A 23,035-nucleotide genomic window follows, 5' to 3' on the forward strand; every position below is an offset into this window, starting at 1 on the left:
TCACTCACCCTTCAGCTCCTCGGCTTGGCCCTCCTCTAAAAACTTTCTGACGTAGTCCGGGACCTTGTAGTTGCCCTTGGGGTCGCCCACTAGGAAGCCGAGCCTTATCAGCTCGTTGAGCTGGTCGTAGACCTGTATGCCGGGTCTCTTGACGGCCTTCGCGACCTGAATGTAGCTCACTGGCCCTCCGTTGAACTCGAAGACTATCGCCTCCACGAGATCACGGTACTCCTTCGGAATCCTCGTCAGGTACTCCTCGAGGCTCTTTGGTTCCTCGAGTATTGTCGTCACGACGTAGTCGTCTATGGGGTCGAACTTGTGCTTTGCCGCTTCGCTCAGGACGTAGTGGAGGAGCCTCAAAATCTGCCTCGGGTTGCCCTTCCCGAGCTGGTGGATCAGCCTTATCGCCTCCTCCGTGAAGGGGTAGAGCGGGTCGTCGGTGTCCCTCACCCTCACCCTGTTGAGCCTCTTCTTCACCAGCTCGTAGGCCTCGTCCAGGCTCATCGGCCTGAGCTTGAACTCGTAGTGGAGGCGCATGAAGAAGGCCGGGAAGATCCTGGAGTACTCCTCATACGCCTCGGGTATTGAGGCGAAGGCCACTATGCAGCCCTTGGGCATCGTGCTTATGAAGTGCCTCAGCATCTCGAAGAACTGTATCTTCTCCCTCTCGCTCGCGCTCCCCATGTTCTCCAGCTCGTCGAGTAGGAGGGCGCAGTAGGGGTACCTGCTCATCTGCTCGACCAGGAGCTCGGCTATGTCCCTGCTCTTGTACTCGTTCCTGTCGCTGAGCATCTTTTCGAGCCTGTCTATGAAGCCGAGCTTCCTGGAGAGGTTCTCGAGGAATATGTTGGTCCTGCTCTTGGGCGGCTTGAGGGAGTAGAATATGTCGCGGGTGAGCTTGAGTATGTCGTTGGTATCGACCTTGACGTATATCGCCTTCCCCCTGTTCTCTTCAATGGCCTTGGCTATGGTCTTGAGCCTCTGGGTCTTTCCCATTCCCAGCGGGCCGACGATGCTCAGCGCTATCGAGCTCTTGTTGCCTATGACCTCCGAAACTATCATCTGAAGGCGCATGTCCACCTCCTGGTAAACGTGAATGCTCTCCACGTCGGTTATTCCCTCGCTTGCGAGCTGTTCGAAGGGGTTGCGAGAAAGGCCGTAAACCTCGTATGACTGGTAGGGATAAAGCTTAAGGCCGCTTGCTCCCATTTTAACTCACCGCTTAGTTTAGGAACGCGAAATATAAAAACCTGTCCATTGGTGAGCAGAGATGATTCTCCTAGTCACGGCACCGCAGGGGCGCGAGGGCGACGCGATACTCGAACTCGAGTGGGCCCTTGGGAAGGTTCGGGTTAGGGGAACCGACTGGAGGGGCGTTCTTCTCGCAGAGACTCCCCTCTCAAAGGAAGAAGCTCTTGAAAGGCTCAAAAACTTTGAGACGCAGGCCATTCAGAGGGTGGTTCCCCTCGAGAGGCTCGTCCCCGCGAGGTGGGAGGAGATAGAGAAGGCCGTCCTTGGAGTGGGGGAGAGGATAGACGGAACCTTCGCGGTTCGGGCCAAGGTCAGGGGAAACAGAAAACTGTCCCAGAGGGAGCTTGAGGTGAAGCTCGGCTCACTCCTCGTGGAGCGCTTTGGCCTTGGGGTGAACCTGGGCGACCCGGACTTCACCGTGGTTGTCGAGGTTTTAGGTAAGAAAGCCGGGATCGGACTGGTGAAGAGGGGAGAACTGCTTCGCTTCGAGGTTTCCGACTGAAAGCTGAGAAGGGGTGTCATCGAACCCTCTGACCCGCTTTCGTGGCACTCCCTAAAGGTTTATTTGGGGGAGCACCTTTGGGTTATGGGGGTGAAAGATGTACGACGTTGAGGGGGTCGTCGAGGCCCTGTCAAAGCTGAGCTACGAGGAGGTCCTGGCCTACTGGATAGCGAGCGAGCTCGAGGAGGCTAGGTTTTACCGCGAGCTGGCCAGGCGCGCGAGGAACCTGGGTCTAGGTGAGGAGCTTGTGAAAACCTTCGAGAAGCTCGCCCAGGATTCTATCTCCCACGCCAGGGATCTTGAGTCCCAATTCAAGTCCTCCTATGGTAGGAACCCAAGGAGTGACGTCCCTCCCCTTGAGGTGCTCCCGGTTCTCGATAAGTTCGAGAGGGCCGACCAGCTGGAGGATGTCTTGAAGGCGGCCATGGAGAGCGAGCTGATAGCCCACGAGGCGTACAAGCTGCTCGCCGAGAAGGTGAATGGGGGTAAACTTCGGGAGTTCTACCTCAAGCTGGCTGAAGTCGAGCGCGGCCACTACGAGGCACTCAGGAAAATGATGGAGGGGCTGGGAAAAAACTGAGACCAAACGCCGAAATCCGGTTCAAAAAGGACTTAAGTTTTAAAATACCCTTCTTTCGGCGGTATTTTGTCCCCAAACTCCTTTCATAGACGGTTGTGCCAAAGCCCGTATAAAGCCTTCCGAGTATAGTTTATTGGGTGATTGGAATGACCGATCTTGAAGGCCTGTCTTTCCTTGAGGAACTTCCGCTGAGGGAGCTTCTCGCCCATTGGATATTCCTGGAGGGCGACAAGGCTCTTCTTTACCTTAGGCTTTCCAGAAAGGCGAAGAACCTGGGTCTCGACGATGCTTATGATATGTTCAAGCTCCTCTCCCGTGAGGCGGAGAGGCATGAGAGGAAGCTGAGAACTCTGTACACCCGGAAGTTCGGGGCGGAAATTCCAGAAGTCCACGGCCCATCTCTGGAGGAACTCTCGGATATAGGGGAGCTTGAGAGCGAAAACGACGTTTTTGCCGTTCTTAAATGTGCCCTTGAGCTGGAGGAAGTCGCTGAGAGGGTTTACTCAATTCTGACCGGGAAGGCTGACGACGATTTCCTGAGGGCGGTCTTTTCATACCTTGGCTCCACCGAGAAGCTTCATGAGAGAGCCATAGAGTCGCTGATGAGGGACTACGGCTATGCGGAAGGGGTAAGAAAAGGTGAAATTGGGGCCAGCTGACGCTGCCTCCTTCACTTTTTCTCTACCTTGGCTTTAGCCCGCTCCTTGGCCTTCTTCTGCTCCTCGAGCTTCCGCCTTATCTCTTCGATTTTCTCCTCCTTGAGCGGGATAAATTTGTCGTCGCCGTTGTCGTAGCTGGCCAGGAGGAACTCGTCGCTCATCTCCAAAGCCCCTGTCGGGCAGACGTCAACGCACTGGGAGCAGTAGACGCAACGGGCGGTCCAGAGGGCCACCTTCCTGATGTCGGGTAGATAGACAAAAACACCGGCCGGGCAGACGGTGACGCACATTCTACAGCCGACGCACTTATCGACGTTGTACTTCAGCTGGCCCCTGAAGTCCTCCGGAACCGGCACTGGCTCGGTCTTGGGGAAGAGGTTGGTCGCTGGCTTCCTCGCCAGGTTCCTGAGCACCGTTGGGACGAGTATAGGTGCCCTCACATTATCACCTCCATCGCTATGAGGAGCGAGCCGACGAGCGACGCTAAGAAGACGTTCTTCCAGAGGAAGTCAACGGCCTGCGTTATCTTCAGCCTTCCCGTCACTGCTCTAAAGACGCTCTCGACGACGAAGAGCAGTATGAAGACCTTCAGCGTGTGGAAGAGCAGGTTCACAACCTCTGCTGAAAGGCCGGTGAGGTTGAAGTAGTCAGCTATCCCCCAGGGGAAGAATATCGCGACCACGAGGGAAGCGGCTATATAAGCTTTGAGAGCCTTCGTCAGCTTGAGCAGGGCAAGGTACCTTCCGCTGTACTCCACGAGCAGTCCCTCGGCTATTTCCTCCTCTGCATCGGGTATGTTGAAGAACCCGACCTCTATCTCGCTCGCCAGCCAGACGCAGAAGACGTAGAGGAGTATTATCGCCCCAACGAAGCTCATGGGCGTCCCTATCTCCCAGATGTTGTGCTGGTAGAAGATGCCCATGCTGAACGGCCTGTCCACGCCGAGCTTACCGAGGCGCCACATTATGGCGAAGATAGCGAGCATCATCGCGGGCTCTCTGGAAACCATCACCGTCGCTTCCCTCGCGGCTCCTATCTTCGCGTACGGACTGCCAGAGCTTATCGCTCCCACTATCTTGAAGAAGCTTATCAGGGCGAGGAGGTAGATGAAGACGATGACGTCGCCCTTGCTCGCCATAATGGGCGTGAATCCCATCGGCGTGTAAGCCAGGAGCGCTATGGCAGTCGCCAGGGCTAAAACCGGCGCGGCCCGGAACATGTAGTTGGCAGTGTTTGGAACTATCGTCTCCTTGCTCATCAGCTTGAGGAAGTCGTAGAACGGCTGTATCAGCGGCGGCCCAACGCGCCTCTGCATCCTCGCTACCAGCTTCCTGTCTATCCCCTCCCAGAGGAGTGAGGCGAGTGAGACGAAACCGTAGAGGCCGAGCAGTCCCGCGACCGGGTAAACGATGTTGCCCATAACGTCCATTCCCATCACCTCGAACAGCCGAGACCGACCGGGGTCGGGTCGCCCTTTACATCTGGGTTAATCTCGCGCGTCTTCTTTATCGAGGCCTTCAGGAGGTCCTTCTCGGTTAAGATTCTCTTCCTGCCGTCGCTGAGGACGGCAACCCTGTCCGTACAGCTCAGGCATGGGTCAATCGAGGCGACCGCAACGACGAAGTCAGCGACCTGGTCTCCCTTAACTCCCTCAGCAACCGCGAAGAGGTTCGGGAAGGTCGGCTCCCTCGGCTTCCAGCGGAGGGGCTTGTCGCTTCCCTTCTTTCCGCGGACGTAGTGAATCAGCTCTCCCCTCGGGGCCTCGTACCTTCCAACCCCCTCTTCGTCCACCATTATCCTGAGCTTCGCGACCAGAACGTTGTCCTTGGGGAAGAGCTTGATTTTCCCGTCCGGCATCTGATCGAGGGCGTGCTCTATAAGCTCAAGGCTCTGCCACAGCTCGCCTATCCTGACTGCCATTCTGTCGAAGACGTCCCCCCTCGGCCTCTCGCCCGTAACGTCCCCGGGCATCACCGGTTTTATCCCGAGGTCGGGGTAGACGCCGAGCCTCTCGCTCCACCTCGCGTCGTCCCTGATTCCGCTTCCCCTTCCGGTCGGGCCGACCGCGCCCTGCTCCATCGCGACGCGCTTGCTTATCACAGCACAGTCCCTGAAACGGGCCTCTATCGTCGGGTCGTGGAGGAAGATATCCTCAATCTGCGGGAGAACCTCGCGGTAGTACTTTATCATGTCGAGGATTATCCGCCTCCTCTTCTCGTCTATGTCCCTCCTCACTCCCCCTATCGTCACCATCGAGTAGTTTACGCGGTTTCCGGCAACTGCCTCAAGGGTGTCCATGACCTTCTCACGGGCCAGCCAGGTAAGGTGTAGCACCGTGTCGTAGCCTATGTCGTGGGCCAGAACTCCGAGGTTGAGCAGGTGGGAGTGGATTCTCTCCAGCTCGCCGATTATAACCCTGATGTACTCGGCCCTCTCCGGCACCTCTATCCCGGCCGCTTCCTCGACGGCCCTAGTGTAGGTGTGGTTGTGGGAGAAGGAGCAGATTCCGCACATCCTCTCCGCCAGGTACATTATCTGGACGTAGTTCCTCCTGAGGGCTATCCACTGGATTCCGCGCAGGTTGTATCCGAGCTTGACGTCCACATCGACTATCCTCTCGCCGTCGAGGGTGAGTATGAACTTCTCCGGCTCCTCCAGGCCGGGGTGAATGGGTCCGAAGGGTATCTTGACCCAGTACTCGACTTTGGTCATTTCTTTGCACCTCCTTTGAGGTAGTACGGGTGCCCTGCGTTGTGCACCATCTCCTCGGGAACGCCCTTCTCATCGAGGCGGAGCGGGTAGATTCCCTCCGGGAAGTCCTCTGGTAAGAAGAGCCTCCTCTTGTCTGGCGCTCCCTCGAAGTCTATGCCGACCATTTCCATGCCTTCCCTTTCGTATTGCGCTGCTATTGGAAAGATATCACTGATGTCCGGAATCACCGGGTCGTCCTTGGGCGCGTGGACGTCTATGAGCAGGGAAACGGCCGGGGCGTCGTCGTAGTAGATCACGAGGTGGCTCAGGAAGCCGAGCTCCTCTCCAAGGTCCTGCTCGATGCCTATCGAGTAGTGGGCCTCGCCGTCGAGTTCCTTTATGAACTTCATCAGCTCGCGGTACTCGCTTTTCTCAACGCGAACCCACACTCTCTCGCGCCCCCACTTGTTGGTCTTCACTTCAACTTGGGCGTTTGGAAAGCGCTCCGCTATTGCCTCCGCGACCTTCCCGGCCTTGGTGGGCTCCTTAACCTCGGTCTCGCTCATTCTTTCACCTCCGGGACCTCACCCTTCAGGATTTTAGCCAGCTTTTCGAGGGCCAAAACGACGCCGTGGAGTATAGCTTCGGGCCTCGGCGGACAGCCGGGGACGTAAACATCTACCGGAATGACGTTGCTCAGCGGTGCGTTGGTGAAGGGGCTCTCGTAGAAGACGCTCCCGCCGGTGGGGCAGGAGCCGACCGCTATCACTATCTTCGGGTCTGGAGTTTGCTCGTAGACCAGCTTGACCCTCTCAAGGCTCTGGTTGGTTACAGGCCCGGTAACGAGGAGTATATCCGCGTGCCTCGGACTGCCGACGAGCTTGACTCCGAAGCGCTCCGCGTCGTATCTTGGGGTCAGGGCCGCTATTATCTCGATGTCGCAGCCGTTGCACGAGCCGCTGTTCACGTGGAAGACCCAGGGTGACTTTCCTATGTAGCGGCACAGCTGGGCGATTCTCTTCTCAAGCCCCTCGCGTTCCGGTGAGTTTGAACCTCCGTTAGCGGGAACTTTGATGCTCATCTTACTTCACCCCCTATGAGCCCTTGCCTCCGCAAGCGCTCGCGGAAGTTTTTGGGTTCCCTCAAGTGCCCGCCCCGTGATTGGGTTTCTCACGGTTTTTCTTTCAAACCCGCCCATGAGCGTCACCTCCCTTCACCCCCATATCAACAGCACTCCCATGACGAAGGCGGTAACTATGACGAGGTAGCTCACGTAGTCGGTCAGCAGTCCGGTGTGCTCTTTTCTTAAGGCGGTGAAGAAGCGCTTGAGCGCGTAGGTCAGCCCCCACATGACGTTTTTTCCGGTGTAGTGGCCTTCAAGGTGCTCGAAGCCCGGAATCACCTTGTCGGGGTCCTCACCGCTTATGAATATCTTCGCCCCGTCGCCGACTTCCCTCGTCCCCATTCCGCTCCTCTTGGCCCACTTGTCGAGGAGGTAAGCCAGGATTAGGCCGATGATGAAGACAAAGACGAAGTAAAGCGCATCCCAGTAGCCGAACATTTCACGCACCCCCTAAGACGGCGCTTACGTAGGCCAGCTGGTTCTCAAGGGCCTTCACGGCTGGAATCATGACCTTGTCGCTTATCTGCCACGGGAAGAGCCCCATGACGATTATGGCAACCACCAGGATTATTATCGGCCAGAGCATCGTTCCCTCGGGGTCTTTGGCCTTCATGACCCTCTCGCTGGGCCTTCCAAAGAAGGTGTAGAGCACCTTGACGTAGGCAGCGGTACAGAATGCCGTTCCTATTATTGCTATCGCGCCGAGTATCGGGTTGAATATTGCCGAGCTCTCGTAGATGAGCCATTTGCTCGCGAAGCCGTTCAGCGGGGGCATTCCTATTATCGCGGCCGCTCCGATCAGGAAGGCAAAGGTCGTCTTCGGCATCGCCTTAGCCAAGCCGCTCAGCTCGTTGAGGTCCCTCGTGCCGAGTTGATGAATGACCACACCGGCAATCAGGAAGAGGAGTGCCTTCATGAGGGCGTGGTTGAAGGTGTGGTAAATCGCTCCCGCCATCGCTATCTCTCCGGTCTGGCTTCCGTAGGCCGCTAAACCGATTCCGAGGCCGAGGAGAATGTATCCTATCTGCCCGACTGAAGAGTAGGCCAGGAGCCTCTTCATGTCGTTCTGGATTACCGCCATCGCGTTGCCGACGATGAGGGTTATGCAGGCGAAGATGATGACCACCCAGCCGACGGTCTTAACGCTTATGCTTGCCCCGTAGATGCTGAAGAGTATCCTCGTGAGGGCGTAGATTCCGCCTATCTTGATGACGAGACCGGAGAGCATGGCACTTATCGAGCTCGGCGCGGCCGGGTGAGCATCGGCAAGCCACATGTGGACTGGAGAAGCACCGCTCTTGAAGAGGAGCCCCGCTATGAAGAGTGCCAGGGCAACCTTGGCCGTAACGCTCGGGCTTTGGGCGAGCTTTAAAGCGAGATAGCTCATAGTGAGCGTTCCGTACTGGCCGTAGAGGAGCGCTATACCGAGGAGCACGAAGGAACTCGCTATCGAGCCGACGAACATGTACTTGATGCCGGCTTCAATGCCCTCCCAGGTGTCGTTCCTGAAGGCGACGAGCGCGTAGCTGGCGATGCTCATTATCTCCAGGAAGACGTAGAAGTTGAAGAGGTCGCCGGTTATGGCTATGCCGAGCATTCCGAGCTCGAGGATTATGATGAGGGTGTAGTACTTGTCGAGGCCGGTGTCGTGCTTCATGTAGCCGAGGGAATAAAGCACGGCCAGGAAGCTCACGAGAGTTACCATCAGCACCATTATCGCGCCGAAGAGGTCAACCTCCCAGACTATCCTTATTGGAAAGCCCACGCCCTGGCCGAGTGGGCTCTTGGCACCGAGTGTGTAGACGAGGATTTTCTTGGTATCCCAGACGTAGTAGAAGATTGCGGAGCCGACGGCGAGCGTTGCGCCGGAAATCATGACGGCCCACGCTTCCCTGGCCTTTCTTCCGAGCAGATTGACTATCGGCATCGAGAACGCTCCGAAGAGCGGAATGATTATGAGGTATGGAAGTATCGCCTCGCCGTTCATCCCCTCAACCTCCTCAGGGCTCTCACGTCAAGGGTTCCGTAGTGGCGGTAGGCGTTTATTGTGAGCGCAACCGCGAGCGAGAGCACACAGACGCCGATGACTATGCTCGTGAGGACCAAAGCTTGGGGAAGCGGTCCGACCATCGGGCTTTTCAGCGTCTCGTAGCCGGTGTAAATCGGCGCGGTCGGGATCTGGTCCAGCTCTATGCGATAGCCGAGGCTGATGAGGAGCAGGTGTATCCCCGAGTCTATGATGTCGAGCGCCAAAATCAGCTTGATTAGGTTCCTCTTTGCCAGAAAGGCGTAGATTCCGAGGGCTATGAGCAGGAACGCGGTGATGAACTGGAACTGAATCACGACTTCCACCTCCTGTAGAGGGCTATCGCCGTCAGCGCGCTGACGAGGCCGGTAAACACCTTCAGACCCACCGCTAAGTTCATTATCGGCAGGAACCCCGCCGAGAGGAGCGTTCCCGGTTCTCCGTTGAAGAAGGGCCCGTTGTGCCAGAGCGTGTTGTAGAAGAAAGCAACGCCCATGCCGAGCATCGCCGCGCCGAGGAAGGCCAGACCGCCCACTCCCTCCAGGACCGAGTAGAGGCTCTTGTTGTAGTGCTTCTTCATCTCGTCGAGGCCGAAGGCGACCAGGAACAGTATCCCCGCCCCCGCTATCGTCGCTCCACCCTGGAATCCGCCTCCTGGGGTAAGGTGACCGTGCATCACTATGTAGGCACCGAAGATTCCGATGAGTGGGATTATGGCTCTGGCAGTGGTCTTCACGATGAGCCCCATATCCTCTCTCATGCCCTATCCCTCCTCCAGGGCCTTAGAAGGGCTATCGCGCCGGCTATGGCCGTGAAGAGAACCGTCGCCTCACCTATGGTATCGTAGCCACGGTAGTCAAAGACTATGTCGGTGACTATGTTCGTACCGCCGACCTCCTCGAGGCCGTGGGTGATGTAGTAGTTGTCCGTGTAGCGGAGCGAGAGCCACTCGCTGCCGCCCGGGCCGAACTTGAGGCCGTAGTCGGGGTTCGCTATGTAGAGGAGCACGCCGAGGATAAACAGCAGTGAGAGGTAAGCTATTGTTCTCTTCACGGTTCCACCTCCCATCTCTCGGTCTTCGCTATGCCGTAAACTACGACGGCCGTGACAACACCGGCCCCGACGGCAGCCTCTGCTATCGCCACGTCAGGTGCGTGGAGCATGTAGAACTCAAGGCTCAGGAGAAGGCTCATCGCAGCCGACATGAGGGCAGCGGCCAGCAAATCCCTGAAGCGAATCGTGAGGTAGGCCGTGATCAGGACGCCGATGAGAATAATCGCCTGAATCGCCATGTCAACCGTCAGGGCGTTCATTCCTCCTCACCCCCGAGCTTCTCCTCGTAGGCATCGATGACCGCTCTGGCCGGCTTGTAGCCGCTCAGGTGGGCGGCCTTGGCTATTGCGTGTGCCCCGACCGGGTTCGTCAGGAGGAGAGCCACCAGGGCCACGAAGCTGTGGAGGGCCATCTGGAGGTACTTCGGGTCGCCAGTGACGTGAAGCCTGTAAAGGGCGTGGGTGACGACCGCTAAAACCGCGAATATCGTTCCAAACGTCGTGCACTTTGTCGCCCCGTGGAGCCTCGTGTAGACGTCGGGGAAGCGGTGGAGGGCTATGCTCCCGAGGAGGTTGAAGGTTATATTTATCGCGAGGAAGGCGTAAATCAGGTACTCAATCATTTCAATCCCCCCTGAAGGTATCTCGCGACTATCAGCGTTCCTATGTAGCTGAGGAGCGCGTAAACGATGGCTATGTCGATGTAAATCGTCCTGTCGTATGCCGCGCCGAGGAGAACCATGCCGGCAACGACGAGGGTGTTGAGAGTATCGACGCCGACGACCCTGTCGGGAACAGTTGGACCGAGTAGAATCCTGAGTATGGCTAAGAACGCGCCTATTGAGATTATCAGCGCCGCGTAGAAGAACACCGGTTCGATCATCTTCCCAGCCTCCTGGCCCACTTTTCGAAGGGACCTGAAACCGGCTCCGAGTTCTCCGGCCTCTCTAAGCCGGGAGGAATGTCAATCCAGTGGACGTAGAGGGCCTTCTCCTTGGGGCATGCATCCACTGTGAGCGTTCCCGGCGTGAGGGTTATCGAGTTGCTCAGAATGGTGTACTGGGCGTCGTTCTCGAGGTCAACGGGGACTCTAACGATGCCCGGCCTTATCTTCCCGGTTATGACGAGCCAGGCAACGTGGAAGTTGGCCTTAACCATGCCCCAGAAGAGCGGCCCAACGCTGTAAACCGCGAACTCGAGCCACTTTATCGGGTTGAGAAAGCGCGTCGATTTCTCGCCGATTACGTCTTTCGTCGTGTAGGCAACTACTCCGGCAAATATCAGTCCCGCTATCAGCTCCCCCGTGCTCCAGAGCAGTCCGTTAGTTCCAGCTGTCAAGACGAGCCACAGGAGGTACGCGAAGACGAACGCGACCATGAAGGGCAAGCTACCACCTCCGCATTAACGCTTTTGTTTACTCTCGTTTTTGACTTCTCCTCTCGGCTTAAAACGGTTTTTCAAAGCTCAGTTTGCCAAAAAAAGGTAAGAAACACCTTGTTGTAAACCAAAGGTTTAGGAGCATTCATGATCTAATCTATGCTGCAATGTACTTTAACGGTTTCGGCCACAAAAAGAAGAAAAACTAACGCTCCCGGGAAATGGCCTCCGTAACGCGTTTTCTCTTCTCCTCCCCTCCGTCGGGCCCGTAGTAGATGGCGTTAGCGGGGCACATCTCGTGGCAGGCAGGTTTCAGTCCCTCCGCCCTCCTCTCTGCGCACATGTCGCACTTGCAGACGACCTTAACCACGGGTTCGTAGCTTATGGCCCCGAAGGGGCAGACCGAGAGGCACATTAAACAGCCTATGCATTTCTCATGGTTTATCACCACTGCCCCGTCTCTATCGCGGGTTATCGCGTTCACTGGACAGACCGCCATGCAGGGGGCGTCGTCGCAGTGCCGGCAGTTTATTGGAACTCCCACCCCGTTGCTCGCGAAGACCACCCTTATGTTGGGCCTGCCGTCGTGAATGAAGTCACACACCGCTTCGCAGGTCTCGCAGCCTATGCAGGTGTTGAAATCGACGAGGAGCTTCATGCCCTCACCCCCGTCAGCCAGAGGTGTATGTCCCGCCCGGCGTAGAGGCCGTCCTTTGTTGCCCTCCCAACGAGCGACGGGCCAAGAACTACATCGCCTGCCGCGAAGATACCTTCCCTGCTCGTCATGTGCCTCGAATCAACCACAATCCTGCCCTTCCTGTCGGTGGCGATGCCCTCGATGAAGGGTGGCGTCGGTGTCTGGCCTATCGCAAAGACGACGTAGTCCACCTCAACGGTGAACTCGCTTCCTTCAATCGGTATCGGCTTCCTCCTTCCGCTCGCGTCGGGTTCGCCGAGCCTGCACTTCTTCAGCTCTATTCCCTTCACTTTTCCGTTTTCGCCGATTATCCTCACCGGAACCGTCAGCTCGAGCCACTCAACGCCCTTCTCGCGGAGCAGGTTTATCTCGTAGCTTCCAGCTGGAGCCTCCCTTATCGTCCTGCGGTAGCTCATGTAGACCTTCTCCGCTCCCATAAGGAGGCTCTCCATGGCCGCGTCGCAGGCGGTATGCCCGGCTCCGATGACAATCACCCGCTTGCCCTCTATTTCTGGAACCTCTTTCCAGTCCATGTGGCCGAGCTTGGCGCTCTTTATCCTGAAGAGGTACTCCAGGGCCTTGAAGACGCCTTCGAGCTCTATTCCCGGAATATCTGCCACCCAGGAGCGCCAGGTTCCCGTCGCTATCAGAACCGCGTCGAAGTCCCTTACTAGCTCCTCGAATGGAAGGGTTTTCTCGACGAACTCATCGCCCTCGTCACCTCTCTCCCCCGAGATTACCTTGACGCCCGTGTGGAACTTCACGCCCATTCTCTTCGCGAGGTCGAAGTAGCCGAGGCGGACCCTCTCGACCGGAATCCTGAAGTCCGGAATTGCGAAGAGCATTAAGCCCCCTGGCTCCGGCAGTTTGTCGTAGACGTGGACCTCATGCCCCTTGCAGGCCAAATAGCCGGCCGCGGCCAATCCCGCCGGTCCAGCGCCTATGATTGCCACCCTCTTTCCGGTCGGCTCCGGTCTCTCAAGGCAGTGGAAGGCGAAGTTCATGCCGTTCATTTTTCCACCCCCGGCTTGGCGATTTTGGCCAGGGCGAAGGTTCCGGCTATGTAGTAGGCGCTGAGGACGAGCGGGAAGGCGTAGAGGTTCCCCTTGAGGACCGTCGCTATCCCGGCCGGAATGAGGGTCGCGGTAACCCAGAACGCTATGAAGACTGCCGTGAAGTCCACTATTTCCTTTGCGAGCCTCTTCGCGGTCAGCTCCGGGTGGCTGAGGTACCAGTAGTAGAAGCTGACGAAGAGGAAGCCGCCTATGGCGTTTCCGAGCGTCACCGGAATCAGGTTGTGGAAGAAGTTTGCCCAGTTTATTGCCCCGTCGCTGAGGAATATTCCAGCTGGAATCGCCCACATGTTGGCTATGGCGTGCTCGAAGCCTATCGCCACGAAGGCGAATATCGGGAACCATATCGCCAGTATCTTGCCTGCACCGTCCTGGACCCTCGCGGACTGCCAGATTGCAACGTTCACGAGCCAGTTACAGCCTATTCCGAGGAAGAGCAGAGCCATGAAGTCCTTCGAGACCTTACCTTGGGCTATCGCTACTATCGTGCTCCCGAAGGTGTTCGGGTCGCCGACGTGGCCGAAGAGCCCGGTAAGCTGAACTGCCAGGAGCGCTATGAAGACCGAGCCTATGAAGTTGCCGCCGTAGCTCCCGAACCAGTTGTAGAGGACGCACCTGAAGTCCGCGTAGCCCTTGGCCTTGGCCGAGCTCAGGAACTGGACGTTCCCGGTCCAGAGGTCAGCTCCAGCTAGGATTACCGCTATGAGTCCGACTGGGAAGACCGCACCGAGGAGAAGCTTGAAGGCCGAGGGGTTGTCGTGGAAGCCCGTCGCCGCGATAACCGCTAAGACGAAGCCGAAGGCTATGTAAGCTCCGGCCATGAAACCGGCGAAGAGCAGCCTTCCCGGCGTTGTCCTAAACTTCGGGGTGGCCTTCCTCGCTATCCCCTCGAAGGTCGAATCAACTCCATAGAGCACCTCGCTCATTCCAATCCCTCCCCAATCTTTTGGGCTGATTTGAGCCGTCTGCAGGTTGAGCAGAGGAAAAGGTCGAAATGGCCCATCTTCCGGCCCCATTCGACCTCCTTGAGGGTGAACTCCGTCAGCTTTCCGCAGTTCTCACAGCGGGCGAGCTCGAAGGTGGCCGAGCTTTCTCCGCTCTCGTGGTTGGGCACGCCCCTGACGGCGTTCACCGGGCAGGCCTCGACGCAGAGCAGGTCGCCGTCGCAGAGCCTCGGCTCGAAGGTTATCGTCCGCCTGCCGTTTTCGTCACGGTAGCTCAAAGCCCCGCCCCTGCAGACCCTCACGCAGGCCCCACAGCCTATGCACCTCTCCCAGTCAAAGGCCGGGCGCATTTTCAGCCCTCCTGAGGGCGAGCCTTTCGGCGTAGGCTTTTCTTCTGCTCATTGAGAACTCACTTGGCTCCTCGTAGGTCAGCGCGCCTGTTGGACACGTCTGGACGCAGAGGGGGAGCTTTCCTTCAGCCCTCCTGTCCGGGCAGAGGTCGCACTTGACCATGATTTTTCCGGCTATCTCCGGGATTCCGAAGGGACAGGCTAGGACGCACATGTTGCAGCCTATGCACTTCTTCACATCAACGAGGACCGCCCCGTCCCCGTCCCTGAAGAGCGCCCCCGTCGGGCAGGCCTCTACGCAGGGAGCCCTCTCGCAGTGACGGCAGTTGAGGGGAACGGCGGAAGTTTCGAACTCGAAGACGGTGATGAAGCTCCGTCCGTGCTCCCTCTCACAGGCCACCTCGCAGGCCCTGCAGGCTATGCACTTGCCCGGGTCGATGAGGATTCCGCTCATGCGACCACCCCCATCTCCCTCAGCTCGTCGAGTAGCTTTCTCGCCTCGGCCTCGCTAACGGGTCTCACCCTGCAGGCACAGGCTTTCGTGTCCGGAATCTTCGAGACAGGGTCTATGGCGTCGTTTGTGAGGACGTTGGCACCCCAGTGCCATGGAATGGCAACGACGCCCCTCTTGACGGCCTTCGTAACCTTCGCCCTGACAGGGTACCTCCCGCGTCTCGTCTCGACGACGGCCCATTCCCCGTCCTTTAGCTTGAAGCGCTCCGCGTCGTCCGGGTGAACTTCGAGGAACGGCTCCCTCCAGCGCTTCCTCAGAAGCTCGCTCCTCCCCGTCATCGTCAGCGTGTGGAAGTGTCCCACGTAGCGCATCGTCGTCAGAATCAGCGGGTAGTCCTTGTCTGGTATCTCCGCCGGTCCACTGTGCTCCACGGAAGCCAGATGGGCTTTACCGTCTGGGGTAAGGAACCTCTCGGTGTAGAGTAGCGGTGTTCCCGGGTGGTCTTCGCTCGGACACGGCCAGTGGATTCCGGCAAGGTTCTCCTTGAGCCTCTCCGGCGTTATGCCCCTGTACTGGGGCGTGCAGGCGTTTATCTCCCTAAGTATCTCCTCCGGCGAGCGGTAGTTGAAGCCCCTTGCCCCGCTTCCGGTGAATCCGATGGCCTTCCCGATTTCGCTCACTATCCACCAGTCGGGCCTGGCCTCCCCCGGCGGATTCAGCGCTTTGAAGCTCCACTGCACGCGCCTCTCGGTGTTGGTGAGCGAGCCCTCGTTTTCGAGCATCGAAGTCGCCGGAAGAACGATGTCCGCCAATCTCGCGGTTTCCGTCGGGAAGATGTCCTGAACGACGAGGAACTCAAGCTTTCTGAGCGCTCTGATAGCCCTTTTTGAGTTGGCCTCGCTTATGGCCGGGTTCTCTCCCATTATGTAGTATGCCTTCACCCTGCCCTTCTCGGCCTCGTGGGTTGCCTCGATCGTCGTCAGGCCGACCTCACCGCTCAGCTCCGCTCCCCAGAACTCCTCGAAGAACCTCCTCTTCTCGGGGTCGGTTACCGCCTGGTAGCCAGGGAAGACGTTCGGCAGAACGCCGAGGTCGCAGGCACCCTGGACGTTGTTCTGGCCCCTCATTGGAGATGCCCCGTTTCCGGGCCTTCCTATGTGGCCGGTGATGGCTATGAGCGTCGCGACGGCTCTAACGTTGTCGTAGCCGTGAACCGACTGCGTTAATCCCATTGCCCAGGTGATGACGGCGTTTTCAGCCCTGGCAAACGTTACAGCGGCTTCCTCTATGAGTTCAGCCGGAACGCCAGTTATCTCCTCGACCCTCTCAGGCGTGTACTTCTCAACGGTCCTCTTGAGCTCTGAGAAGCCGACCGTTCTCTTCTCAACGAACTCCCTGTCGTAGAGGCCGTGCTTGATTATCACGTGCATTATTCCGTTGGCGAGGGCTATGTCCGTTCCCGGATAAAGCTGAAGGAACAGGTCGGAGAACCACGCCGTTCTGGTGAACCTTGGATCAACGACGATTACCTTCGCGCCCCGCTCCTTTGCCTTGATGACGTAGCGGAAGCCGACCGGGTGGGTTTCAGCGTAGTTGTGTCCCCAGATCATTATCACGTCCGCCATCTCGATGTCCCGGTAGGTGTTGGTCATGGCTCCGGCCCCAAAGACGGCCTTCAGGCCGGCGACGGTCGAGGAGTGGCAGAGCCTTGCGCAGTGGTCGATGTTGTTGGTGCCCAGCATTCTGGCGAGCTTCTGAATCAGGTAGTTGGGCTCGTTGAAGGTCTTCGCCGAGCCGAAGAACATGAGCTGCCTTGGGTCGTCCTTAGCTATCTCCCTCAGCCTCTCGGCGACTTCCTTTATCGCTTCTCCCCAGCTCACCTCGACGAACTTACCTTCCTCCTTCGCCTTCAGCGGTTTCCTGAGCCTGTCCTTCGAGAGCAGGTCGAGAACCGCGTTTCCCTTCGGACAGAGCCTCCCGTTCTCGTTGGGAATCCCCGGAATATCGTCGGCGTACTCAAGCCTGTAACCGCTCGGGGTTCTCTCGATGTACAGCCGGCACCCCACCCCGCAGTAGGGGCAGACGACGGGAACCTTCAAGCTTCCACCCCCATGAACACATATGTCCACATGCACATTTTTGTCCCCTCGATTGAAACTTGAATCTGGGATTTAAAACGCTTTTCTAAATGCCCAGTTCCAAACAAAAGGTTTTATATGGCCTTCTTTTCGGAAAAGGAGTCCTGAAAAAGCTTTTTTGTATTCCCTTTTGAGGATATAAAACAAAAGCGTTTAACAAAGTGGCAGAAAAATAAAGGCTCACAGGAGCTGGGCCATGTTCCTCTGGGCCCTCGCGAGCTTCTCCCTCGCCCCCTTGAGAACCTCGCCGAGGACGTGGGAGCCGTCGCGTAGCTCGAGGTAGCCATCATTCTCAGCTCCTCTAACGAGCTCCTCCCCGCGCTGGTTTCTCGTTATGATGACAGTCCAGCCGGGTTCGCTCTCGACGAAGCCAGCAGAGATATCGCTCCACACGCCGGTGTAGTCGGAGCAGACCAGACAGCCAGTCTGGAGGTAGGAGAAGGCCTCCCTAAGTGGTATCGTGAGGACCCCGCTCTCCCTGTGGATTTCGAGGAAGTCCCTTGTGAGCTTTATGTCTACTATCTCCTCCGCCCTGACCCCGTACTTAACGCGCAGGTAGTTGAGGAAGGCCTCGAAAGCGAAGGTGCCCATGCAGAAGAGACTCACGATGTAGCGAATCCTGTTCCCGAAGTCTGCCTCGAGTATCGGGAAGTCCCTCATCTGGCCGAAGAACTGGGCCTGGCAGGGCAGGCAGACGACTGCAACCTTCTTTAAGTCCTCTTCCTCTATTTTCGCCTTTATTCTCGCGGCAAAGGGTACGATGCTCCAGCGATTCCCTGCCGTCTCGAGGAGCTCCTCCTTCGTTCTCGCGACCACAGCTTCGCCCTCAAGTCCCTTGGTTCTCTTCGAGGTGACGATGCCGTCTATCAGGCCCTTCTCCAGGGCGTAGGTCAGCATTGCGGTAACAGCGCCTCCGCTGGCAACTTTCCTTCTCAGTATCTCCTTGTCGGTTCCCCTACCGAGGTAGACGGCCCTAATCTGGCCGAGCAGGCTTTCTCCAAACGGCATCATGACTTAACACCCCCGAGGCAGATTATCTGGCTCGCGCGCGGACAGCGGATGTAGCAGGTTCCGCACCTGATGCACCTCTCCTGGGCCAGGGTAGGCCTCTTGTCTATGAGCTTGATGGCCCCAGTTGGGCAGGACAGCTCGCAGGCACCGCAGCCTATGCAGAGGCCAGTCAGGACGATGTCGTCTATGAGGTCGAACCCGCTGAGCTTCTTGACCTGGGCCGTCACCTTGAAGAGCCTAAGCCTCGTCTCGTTGCCGGCTGTGAAGTACTTGAAGAAGGACTGGAGCATCTGGGGCGTTGGTGGACAGCCGGGTATCGAGTAATCAACCTCAATTACGCTGTTTATCGGCTGGAAGTTCCTGTGGTCCGGCCTCGGCGCTTGGCCTCCCCGGCAGAAGCGCAGTATCCCGCCTAGGGCCGAGCACGAGCCGAAGGCGACAACAACCTTCGCCTTCTCCCTCACCTCCTTCAGCTCCTCGATGACCCTCGGCTCGTTCATGCAGACCCCGCCGGTTACGAGAGCCACATCGTACTCGTCGTACTTGTAACCCCCGTTGCGGAGGTATGAGATGTCGAGTTCTACGCTCTCCATGAGCTTCGGATACGCCCTGATTATGCTGACGTTACAGCCCTCGCAACCGCCTATATCAACGTGGAGGACCTTGAGCTTCTCCATACCAATCACCCCAACCTAACGACGTGGGTCGTGCAGGGGATGCAGGGGTCGTAGAGCCTCATAACCGTCTCAGCGGCCCTGACGCTCAGCCCCTTCGCCATCTCCTCCATGACCGGAATGTTGAACATCGTCGGAACCACAATCTTCGAGCTCACAACGCGCCCCTCCTCGCCGAGCTCGATGTAGTGTATCAGCGTTCCCCTAGGAGCCTCGTAAACGCCGACGCCCCTGCCCGGGCCGAAGGTTATGTTCTTGACCCTGAAGGCTTCCTCCATGTTAATCTCGTCGAGAATCTCCGCGAGCCTGAGGAGGGCAAGCTCCGTATCTTCGACCCTCGCGAGGTGCAGGCCGTAGAGGGAATCGTCTTTGAACTCGCGGTAGGTCTTCATTCTGGCCCTCGGGCCGGTCTCGACCTTCTTCCCGTCGTAGAAAGCCACCAGCGTCGTTGATTCCCTCGCGGGCTCTTCCTTCCTGAACTCGTAGTACGGCATCGTCTCAACCCTGTCGGTCCTTATGTTGTAGCGGTCGCCGTAGAAGAAACTGCTCGTTAAATAGGGCATCTCCCTCCTCGCCCCTCTGAGCTCCTCGGCGACTTCGGTCTGAACGTCCTCGTCGAGGAGAATTTCTCTCAGCTCCTCCCAGCTCTTTATGAGGTTCGGAAACCTCGCCTTGAGGTTGTTGAAGACGCTCCACTTGGGAACGCGGAGCATTCCCCCTATCGTGAGGTTCGGCGGGTGAGTCGCAGCACCACCAAGCTTCAGCAGGTAGTCGCTGACCTTGGCGTGGAAGTCCATCAGCTTGAAGAGAACCTCGTTCCGCTTCTCCTCCTTTATCAGGTCGCCCGCTATCATGAGGAACTGGAGGGCGTGACTCTGAGTCCTGTTTATCAGCCCCAACGCCTCCCTCATGAGGAGCCCGTTCCTCGGCGGGGCTATGCCTATCGCGTGCTCCACCGCCTCGACCGCCGCTATGCCGTGGGACGCGTGGCAGAGTCCGCAGATTCTCATCACCGCCTCTACCGCGAACAGCGGGTTCTTTCCGATGACCATCTTCTCGAAACCCCTGACCGGGGCCGTTGTGATGAAGAGCGCGTCCGTCACCGTCCCGTTCTCCTCATAGAGGACGAGCTTTGCCTCCCCAGCGACGCGGCACATCTTGTTAATGGCTATCTCACCCAAGGTACCACCCCCAAATTTGAATTTTATCTCCCCCATTAGGTAATCGTCGGCTTTTGATAAAAGGGTTTCCTGAACCGAAGGTTTGGAACCGTCAATTTCTCGTGAAGGGCCGTCAATTGCCTGCTTTTTGAGAAACAGTTTTGTTTGCCTTTTTTACGACGGCAAACGGCCTCACCCAAACCTTTATATACCCTCGAACTGACCCACCATTGGGACTCTTCTCGGAGTCTTTCGGAAGAGCCCTGAAAGTTGAAAGAGTTGGTGTTAGATATGTATGGAGATGGATTTGGCGGCTACGAAGCCCCCGTTAAGGTTGGAGAAAGGTATAGAGTTAGGATTGAGAGCCTCGGTAAGGGCGGTGACGGCATCGCCAAGATAAAGGGCTTCGTTATCTTCGTCCCGAACACCCAGGTCGGCGACGAGGTTGAGATCGTCATTAACTCGGTCAAGAGGAAGTTCGCTTTCGCGGAAGTCATCTGATTTCCCTTTCCTTCCTATTCTTACCCTCCGAGTCTTTTGAAGAACGTTTTTAAGGCTTTGAGCCAATTCCTGCCGTGGTCTCATGGACGAGAAGTCCGTGATGATTGGGGTTATAGTTGGAGTTCTGTCTGCCTCACCCAATCCTGCTCTACCGGACGGTGGCGCTTCTCGATACATCGGGTATCTATACCTGCTTCCCGGCGCGCTTTTCACGGCGGTATCGTCGTTGGTTCCGGTCCTGATCGTCTGCCTTCTCTCGTTTCTCATTATGAGGCGCAGCAACGGCCTTGGGAGTGGATAAAAGGAACTAACGTTTGTGGCCGTTTTTCTTTTCGTGATGCCCTACGTGCTCCTGAGCGTTATATGTTTTGTGTGAGTTCCCGGACTTGAACCGCACCCTTTTTAAACCCCTTGGCCCAGCCGGCACCGATGGTAAGGGTTCACGTTGAGACCTACGGTTGCACGAGGAACAGGGCCGATGCGGAGATGATGGAGGCAATCCTCCTTAGAGCTGGCTATGAGCTAGTGGAGACCCCAGAAAGTGCTGACTACGTTGTTGTGAACACCTGCGCGGTTAAAGACCCCACCGAGAAGCACATGCGCGAGAGGATAAAGGAGCTCCTCGATTCCGGGAAAAAAGTCATCGCCACTGGCTGTCTCGTCCACGTGAACCCTGGGGCCATAGATCCACGAGTCTCGGGAATTCTCGGCGTCAAGAGCATAGACAGGATAGCGGAGGCGATAAGCGTAGCGGAGCGCGGCGGAAAGCTGATCAGCGTCGAAGGCTGGCGCGAGAGGAGCATAGACAAGCTCGAACTTCCGAGGCTCTGGAAGAACGGCGTCGCCTTCGTCGTCCCGATAAGTGAGGGCTGCCTCAACGCCTGCACCTACTGTGCCACGCGCTTCGCCAGGGGTGTTCTGAAGAGCTACAAACCGGAGCTCGTCGTCAGGTGGGTCAAGGAGGCCCTCGCCAGGGGATACAAGGAGATACAGCTGTCGAGCGAGGATACAGGCTGCTACGGCTTCGACATCGGGACGAACTTGGCCAAGTTACTCGACGAGATAACGGCCATCGAGGGCGATTTCAGGGTCAGGGTCGGCATGATGAACCCGAACCATGCAATAAAGTTCCTCGACGAGCTGGTGGAGGCTTATCGGGACGAGAAGGTCTACAAGTTCCTCCACCTTCCGGTCCAGAGTGGGGACGATGAGGTCCTGAGGAGAATGGGGAGAACGTACACCGTGGAGGAGTTCGAGGAGATAGTGCGGACCTTCAGGAGGAGAATTCCCCACTTGAACCTCAACACGGACATCATCGTCGGATTTCCCGGCGAGACGGAGGAGGCCTTCCAGAACACCGCCGAGCTGGTAAAGCGCGTCCGGCCCGACAAGATAAACGTTTCCCGCTATTCTCCCAGACCGGGAACGGTAGCGGCGAGGTGGAAGCAGCTTCCCGGCTGGAAGGTCAAGGAGCGCTCGAGGCTTTTGCACAGGCTGAGGCTGCAGATAGCGTACGAGATAAACAGGACCTACGTTGGGAAGACCGTCGAGGTCCTCGTCCACGGCGAGGGCAAGAAAGGTGGGATCGAGGGCAGGACTTCCAACTACAAGGATATAATCTTTGACTCCGGTAGGCCGGGAGAATTCCTGGAGGTTAAGGTGGATTGGGCCGGCTCGACCTACCTGAGGGGGACGGTGGCGTGAACCTGAACTTTGTCCAACCCCCTTTGTGGTTCACCCAAGAGATTCCAGTTATGTTCGTTGACTTTTCAATATGTTAAGATTCGTAGTCCTTATCGACGTTGTGCCTGCTTTTCGCCTCGGAGGTTTGGGTAAGCATCTGCTTAAATTTGGGTAACAAACCTTAAATACCCGAGGGCGACTTATTTTACAAGCAGTATCATGGAGGTGAAACCCCATGAGGAGGGCCAATAAGAAGAGGTTAATCCCGCTGGCGCTCGCACTCGCGCTGGCGATGGTTGGAGCCGCGCTGGCTGTGCCGTATATCACCGTCACTGTTCAGGGCATTGGTGCTGGCAGCAATGTCATAGACAATCCGATACTTTCCACCGACGTTACGTGGTCACTAAATGCTGGTGATCCAGACATTCTAGATGACATTGTCATTAACGTTACCTCAACTAGGGATCTTAGTGTGGAAAATGGGAACATTATTGTGAAGTTCTACGATGACAATGACGTTCTTGTCTATACGAAAGTGGTTCCGGTTAATAGTCTTACCTGGACTCAGGACACAAACACTGGCAACTACTGGGCGGTAATTCCGTTAGGTACTTCTATAACCCTAGATGACGGTACCGGGACTCTAACGATCACCTTCGGAACCACAACGCTTGAGCAGATCTTTACGTCGTCCCACGTCTGGATAAACAAGATAGCCGTTGTCTACCAGGGTCCATGACCCCTTAGCGGGTCTCCTTTCCCACTTTTCTCTAGTTTTGAGGTTTCTCCGCTGACATGCCATGCCATCTCATCGTCGGTAGACTTGGGATCATCGGCCTTATGTTCGTCCTGGTGTTTGCCTTAGCCATGGCCCCGACCTTTTCGGTGCCGTCCATCTGGCTGAGCGTCAGGGTCAGTGACGGGAGTGAGTCGTACGTCCAAAACCTCCCCGTCGGCTTCGGCCAGGCAATCAGCCGCTCCGGAACCGTCAACCTTTTAGCTTACATAGGCTGGGTTTACATAGTGCGTCACGTCGATTATAGCTTCGAAGTGGTTGAAATGGGCACAGAATGCGGCTTTAATTAGGTG

General features: G+C 57.1%; 32 protein-coding genes. 8 read left to right on the plus strand and 24 right to left on the minus strand.

All coding sequences use genetic code 11. The features are described from left to right. Window positions 1–1,209, minus strand: a complete 1,209-nt coding sequence (locus tag CL1_RS05825; RefSeq protein ID WP_014788963.1) for an ATP-binding protein — start codon at window positions 1,207–1,209, stop codon at window positions 1–3. Window positions 1,210–1,270: 61 nt separating this feature from the next. Here CL1_RS05825 and CL1_RS05830 point away from each other — a divergent pair, with 61 nt between their 5' ends. The 3 genes from CL1_RS05830 (at window position 1,271) to CL1_RS05840 (ending at window position 2,992) form a co-directional block, all read left to right on the plus strand. Next, the gene (locus tag CL1_RS05830) at window positions 1,271–1,753 is read left to right on the plus strand and encodes a THUMP domain-containing protein (protein ID WP_014788964.1); all 483 of its coding nucleotides are present in this window, start codon (window positions 1,271–1,273) and stop codon (window positions 1,751–1,753) included. A 97-nt stretch (window positions 1,754–1,850) separates the two neighbouring features. Continuing rightward, window positions 1,851–2,333 (plus strand): ferritin-like domain-containing protein, encoded by a 483-nt coding sequence (locus tag CL1_RS05835; protein ID WP_014788965.1) that lies wholly within the window; start codon window positions 1,851–1,853, stop codon window positions 2,331–2,333. Between the two features lie 146 nt (window positions 2,334–2,479). Then, on the plus strand, window positions 2,480–2,992 hold the full coding sequence (locus CL1_RS05840) for a ferritin family protein (RefSeq protein ID WP_014788966.1): 513 nt from the start codon (window positions 2,480–2,482) through the stop codon (window positions 2,990–2,992). An 11-nt stretch (window positions 2,993–3,003) separates the two neighbouring features. On the opposite strand, the gene CL1_RS05845 is transcribed toward CL1_RS05840, so the two are convergent. The 23 genes from CL1_RS05845 to CL1_RS05955 form a co-directional block, all read right to left on the minus strand. Next, window positions 3,004–3,432, minus strand: a complete 429-nt coding sequence (locus tag CL1_RS05845) for a 4Fe-4S dicluster domain-containing protein (RefSeq protein ID WP_014788967.1) — start codon at window positions 3,430–3,432, stop codon at window positions 3,004–3,006. Further along, window positions 3,429–4,421, minus strand: coding sequence for a respiratory chain complex I subunit 1 family protein (locus CL1_RS05850; protein ID WP_014788968.1), 993 nt, complete (start codon window positions 4,419–4,421; stop codon window positions 3,429–3,431). Before CL1_RS05850 ends, CL1_RS05845 begins: the two co-directional genes overlap by 4 nt. 5 nt (window positions 4,422–4,426) lie before the next feature. Then, window positions 4,427–5,704 (minus strand): hydrogenase large subunit, encoded by a 1,278-nt coding sequence (locus tag CL1_RS05855; RefSeq protein WP_014788969.1) that lies wholly within the window; start codon window positions 5,702–5,704, stop codon window positions 4,427–4,429. Next, window positions 5,701–6,249 (minus strand): NADH-quinone oxidoreductase subunit C, encoded by a 549-nt coding sequence (locus tag CL1_RS05860; protein ID WP_014788970.1) that lies wholly within the window; start codon window positions 6,247–6,249, stop codon window positions 5,701–5,703. The genes CL1_RS05855 and CL1_RS05860 overlap by 4 nt, the downstream gene beginning before the upstream one ends. Continuing rightward, a complete protein-coding gene (locus CL1_RS05865; RefSeq protein ID WP_014788971.1) occupies window positions 6,246–6,764 on the minus strand; it encodes an NADH-quinone oxidoreductase subunit B family protein in 519 nt (172 codons plus the stop codon). The genes CL1_RS05860 and CL1_RS05865 overlap by 4 nt, the downstream gene beginning before the upstream one ends. A gap of 132 nt (window positions 6,765–6,896) precedes the next feature. Next, entirely contained in the window at window positions 6,897–7,244 is a 348-nt protein-coding gene (locus CL1_RS05870) for a hypothetical protein (RefSeq protein WP_014788972.1), read from the minus strand. Between the two features lies 1 nt (window position 7,245). Beyond that, complete coding sequence (locus CL1_RS05875; RefSeq protein WP_014788973.1) at window positions 7,246–8,793, minus strand: proton-conducting transporter transmembrane domain-containing protein; 1,548 nt, start codon at window positions 8,791–8,793, stop codon at window positions 7,246–7,248. Further along, on the minus strand, window positions 8,790–9,149 hold the full coding sequence (locus tag CL1_RS05880; RefSeq protein WP_014788974.1) for an NADH-quinone oxidoreductase subunit K: 360 nt from the start codon (window positions 9,147–9,149) through the stop codon (window positions 8,790–8,792). The genes CL1_RS05875 and CL1_RS05880 overlap by 4 nt, the downstream gene beginning before the upstream one ends. Beyond that, entirely contained in the window at window positions 9,146–9,592 is a 447-nt protein-coding gene (locus CL1_RS05885; protein WP_014788975.1) for a Na(+)/H(+) antiporter subunit B, read from the minus strand. Before CL1_RS05885 ends, CL1_RS05880 begins: the two co-directional genes overlap by 4 nt. Next, window positions 9,589–9,885: a hydrogen gas-evolving membrane-bound hydrogenase subunit E gene (gene mbhE, locus CL1_RS05890; protein WP_014788976.1), complete on the minus strand. Its 297-nt coding sequence runs from the start codon at window positions 9,883–9,885 to the stop codon at window positions 9,589–9,591. The genes CL1_RS05885 and mbhE overlap by 4 nt, the downstream gene beginning before the upstream one ends. Then, on the minus strand, window positions 9,882–10,145 hold the full coding sequence (locus CL1_RS05895) for a hydrogenase subunit MbhD domain-containing protein (protein ID WP_014788977.1): 264 nt from the start codon (window positions 10,143–10,145) through the stop codon (window positions 9,882–9,884). The genes mbhE and CL1_RS05895 overlap by 4 nt, the downstream gene beginning before the upstream one ends. Then, entirely contained in the window at window positions 10,142–10,507 is a 366-nt protein-coding gene (mnhG, locus tag CL1_RS05900; protein ID WP_014788978.1) for a monovalent cation/H(+) antiporter subunit G, read from the minus strand. Before mnhG ends, CL1_RS05895 begins: the two co-directional genes overlap by 4 nt. Continuing rightward, window positions 10,504–10,767: a cation:proton antiporter gene (locus CL1_RS05905; protein WP_014788979.1), complete on the minus strand. Its 264-nt coding sequence runs from the start codon at window positions 10,765–10,767 to the stop codon at window positions 10,504–10,506. The genes mnhG and CL1_RS05905 overlap by 4 nt, the downstream gene beginning before the upstream one ends. Further along, entirely contained in the window at window positions 10,764–11,270 is a 507-nt protein-coding gene (locus CL1_RS05910) for a monovalent cation/H+ antiporter subunit E (protein ID WP_048152016.1), read from the minus strand. The genes CL1_RS05905 and CL1_RS05910 overlap by 4 nt, the downstream gene beginning before the upstream one ends. A gap of 196 nt (window positions 11,271–11,466) precedes the next feature. After that, a complete protein-coding gene (locus tag CL1_RS05915) occupies window positions 11,467–11,919 on the minus strand; it encodes a 4Fe-4S dicluster domain-containing protein (RefSeq protein ID WP_014788981.1) in 453 nt (150 codons plus the stop codon). Further along, the gene (locus CL1_RS05920) at window positions 11,916–12,971 is read right to left on the minus strand and encodes an FAD-dependent oxidoreductase (RefSeq protein ID WP_014788982.1); all 1,056 of its coding nucleotides are present in this window, start codon (window positions 12,969–12,971) and stop codon (window positions 11,916–11,918) included. Before CL1_RS05920 ends, CL1_RS05915 begins: the two co-directional genes overlap by 4 nt. Continuing rightward, complete coding sequence (locus CL1_RS05925; RefSeq protein WP_014788983.1) at window positions 12,968–13,957, minus strand: formate/nitrite transporter family protein; 990 nt, start codon at window positions 13,955–13,957, stop codon at window positions 12,968–12,970. The genes CL1_RS05920 and CL1_RS05925 overlap by 4 nt, the downstream gene beginning before the upstream one ends. Beyond that, on the minus strand, window positions 13,954–14,325 hold the full coding sequence (locus CL1_RS10515; protein ID WP_014788984.1) for a 4Fe-4S dicluster domain-containing protein: 372 nt from the start codon (window positions 14,323–14,325) through the stop codon (window positions 13,954–13,956). Before CL1_RS10515 ends, CL1_RS05925 begins: the two co-directional genes overlap by 4 nt. After that, entirely contained in the window at window positions 14,309–14,779 is a 471-nt protein-coding gene (locus CL1_RS05935; protein ID WP_014788985.1) for a 4Fe-4S dicluster domain-containing protein, read from the minus strand. The genes CL1_RS10515 and CL1_RS05935 overlap by 17 nt, the downstream gene beginning before the upstream one ends. Then, the gene (gene fdhF / locus CL1_RS05940; RefSeq protein ID WP_202946263.1) at window positions 14,776–16,878 is read right to left on the minus strand and encodes a formate dehydrogenase subunit alpha; all 2,103 of its coding nucleotides are present in this window, start codon (window positions 16,876–16,878) and stop codon (window positions 14,776–14,778) included. The genes CL1_RS05935 and fdhF overlap by 4 nt, the downstream gene beginning before the upstream one ends. A gap of 219 nt (window positions 16,879–17,097) precedes the next feature. After that, window positions 17,098–17,928 carry a Coenzyme F420 hydrogenase/dehydrogenase, beta subunit C-terminal domain gene (locus CL1_RS05945; protein ID WP_014788987.1) on the minus strand — a complete coding sequence of 277 codons (831 nt, stop codon included), beginning with the start codon at window positions 17,926–17,928 and terminating at the stop codon, window positions 17,098–17,100. Beyond that, window positions 17,925–18,605, minus strand: coding sequence for an NADH-quinone oxidoreductase subunit B family protein (locus CL1_RS05950; RefSeq protein ID WP_014788988.1), 681 nt, complete (start codon window positions 18,603–18,605; stop codon window positions 17,925–17,927). Before CL1_RS05950 ends, CL1_RS05945 begins: the two co-directional genes overlap by 4 nt. Before the next feature lie 5 nt (window positions 18,606–18,610). Further along, the gene (locus tag CL1_RS05955; RefSeq protein WP_014788989.1) at window positions 18,611–19,783 is read right to left on the minus strand and encodes a nickel-dependent hydrogenase large subunit; all 1,173 of its coding nucleotides are present in this window, start codon (window positions 19,781–19,783) and stop codon (window positions 18,611–18,613) included. Between the two features lie 270 nt (window positions 19,784–20,053). On the opposite strand from CL1_RS05955, the gene CL1_RS05960 reads away from it, so the two are divergent. The 5 genes from CL1_RS05960 (at window position 20,054) to CL1_RS05980 (ending at window position 23,032) form a co-directional block, all read left to right on the plus strand. Further along, window positions 20,054–20,263, plus strand: coding sequence for a TRAM domain-containing protein (locus CL1_RS05960; RefSeq protein ID WP_014788990.1), 210 nt, complete (start codon window positions 20,054–20,056; stop codon window positions 20,261–20,263). A gap of 82 nt (window positions 20,264–20,345) precedes the next feature. Beyond that, window positions 20,346–20,564, plus strand: coding sequence for a hypothetical protein (locus tag CL1_RS10830; protein ID WP_048152019.1), 219 nt, complete (start codon window positions 20,346–20,348; stop codon window positions 20,562–20,564). Window positions 20,565–20,692: 128 nt separating this feature from the next. Continuing rightward, the gene (locus tag CL1_RS05970; protein WP_014788991.1) at window positions 20,693–21,967 is read left to right on the plus strand and encodes a tRNA (N(6)-L-threonylcarbamoyladenosine(37)-C(2))-methylthiotransferase; all 1,275 of its coding nucleotides are present in this window, start codon (window positions 20,693–20,695) and stop codon (window positions 21,965–21,967) included. Between the two features lie 214 nt (window positions 21,968–22,181). Further along, on the plus strand, window positions 22,182–22,685 hold the full coding sequence (locus CL1_RS05975) for a hypothetical protein (protein ID WP_014788992.1): 504 nt from the start codon (window positions 22,182–22,184) through the stop codon (window positions 22,683–22,685). Window positions 22,686–22,813: 128 nt separating this feature from the next. Then, a complete protein-coding gene (locus tag CL1_RS05980) occupies window positions 22,814–23,032 on the plus strand; it encodes a hypothetical protein (RefSeq protein ID WP_148267289.1) in 219 nt (72 codons plus the stop codon). The last annotated feature ends 3 nt before the right edge of the window (window positions 23,033–23,035 follow it).

This window comes from Thermococcus cleftensis (assembly GCF_000265525.1).
GTDB classification, from domain to species: domain Archaea; phylum Methanobacteriota_B; class Thermococci; order Thermococcales; family Thermococcaceae; genus Thermococcus; species Thermococcus cleftensis.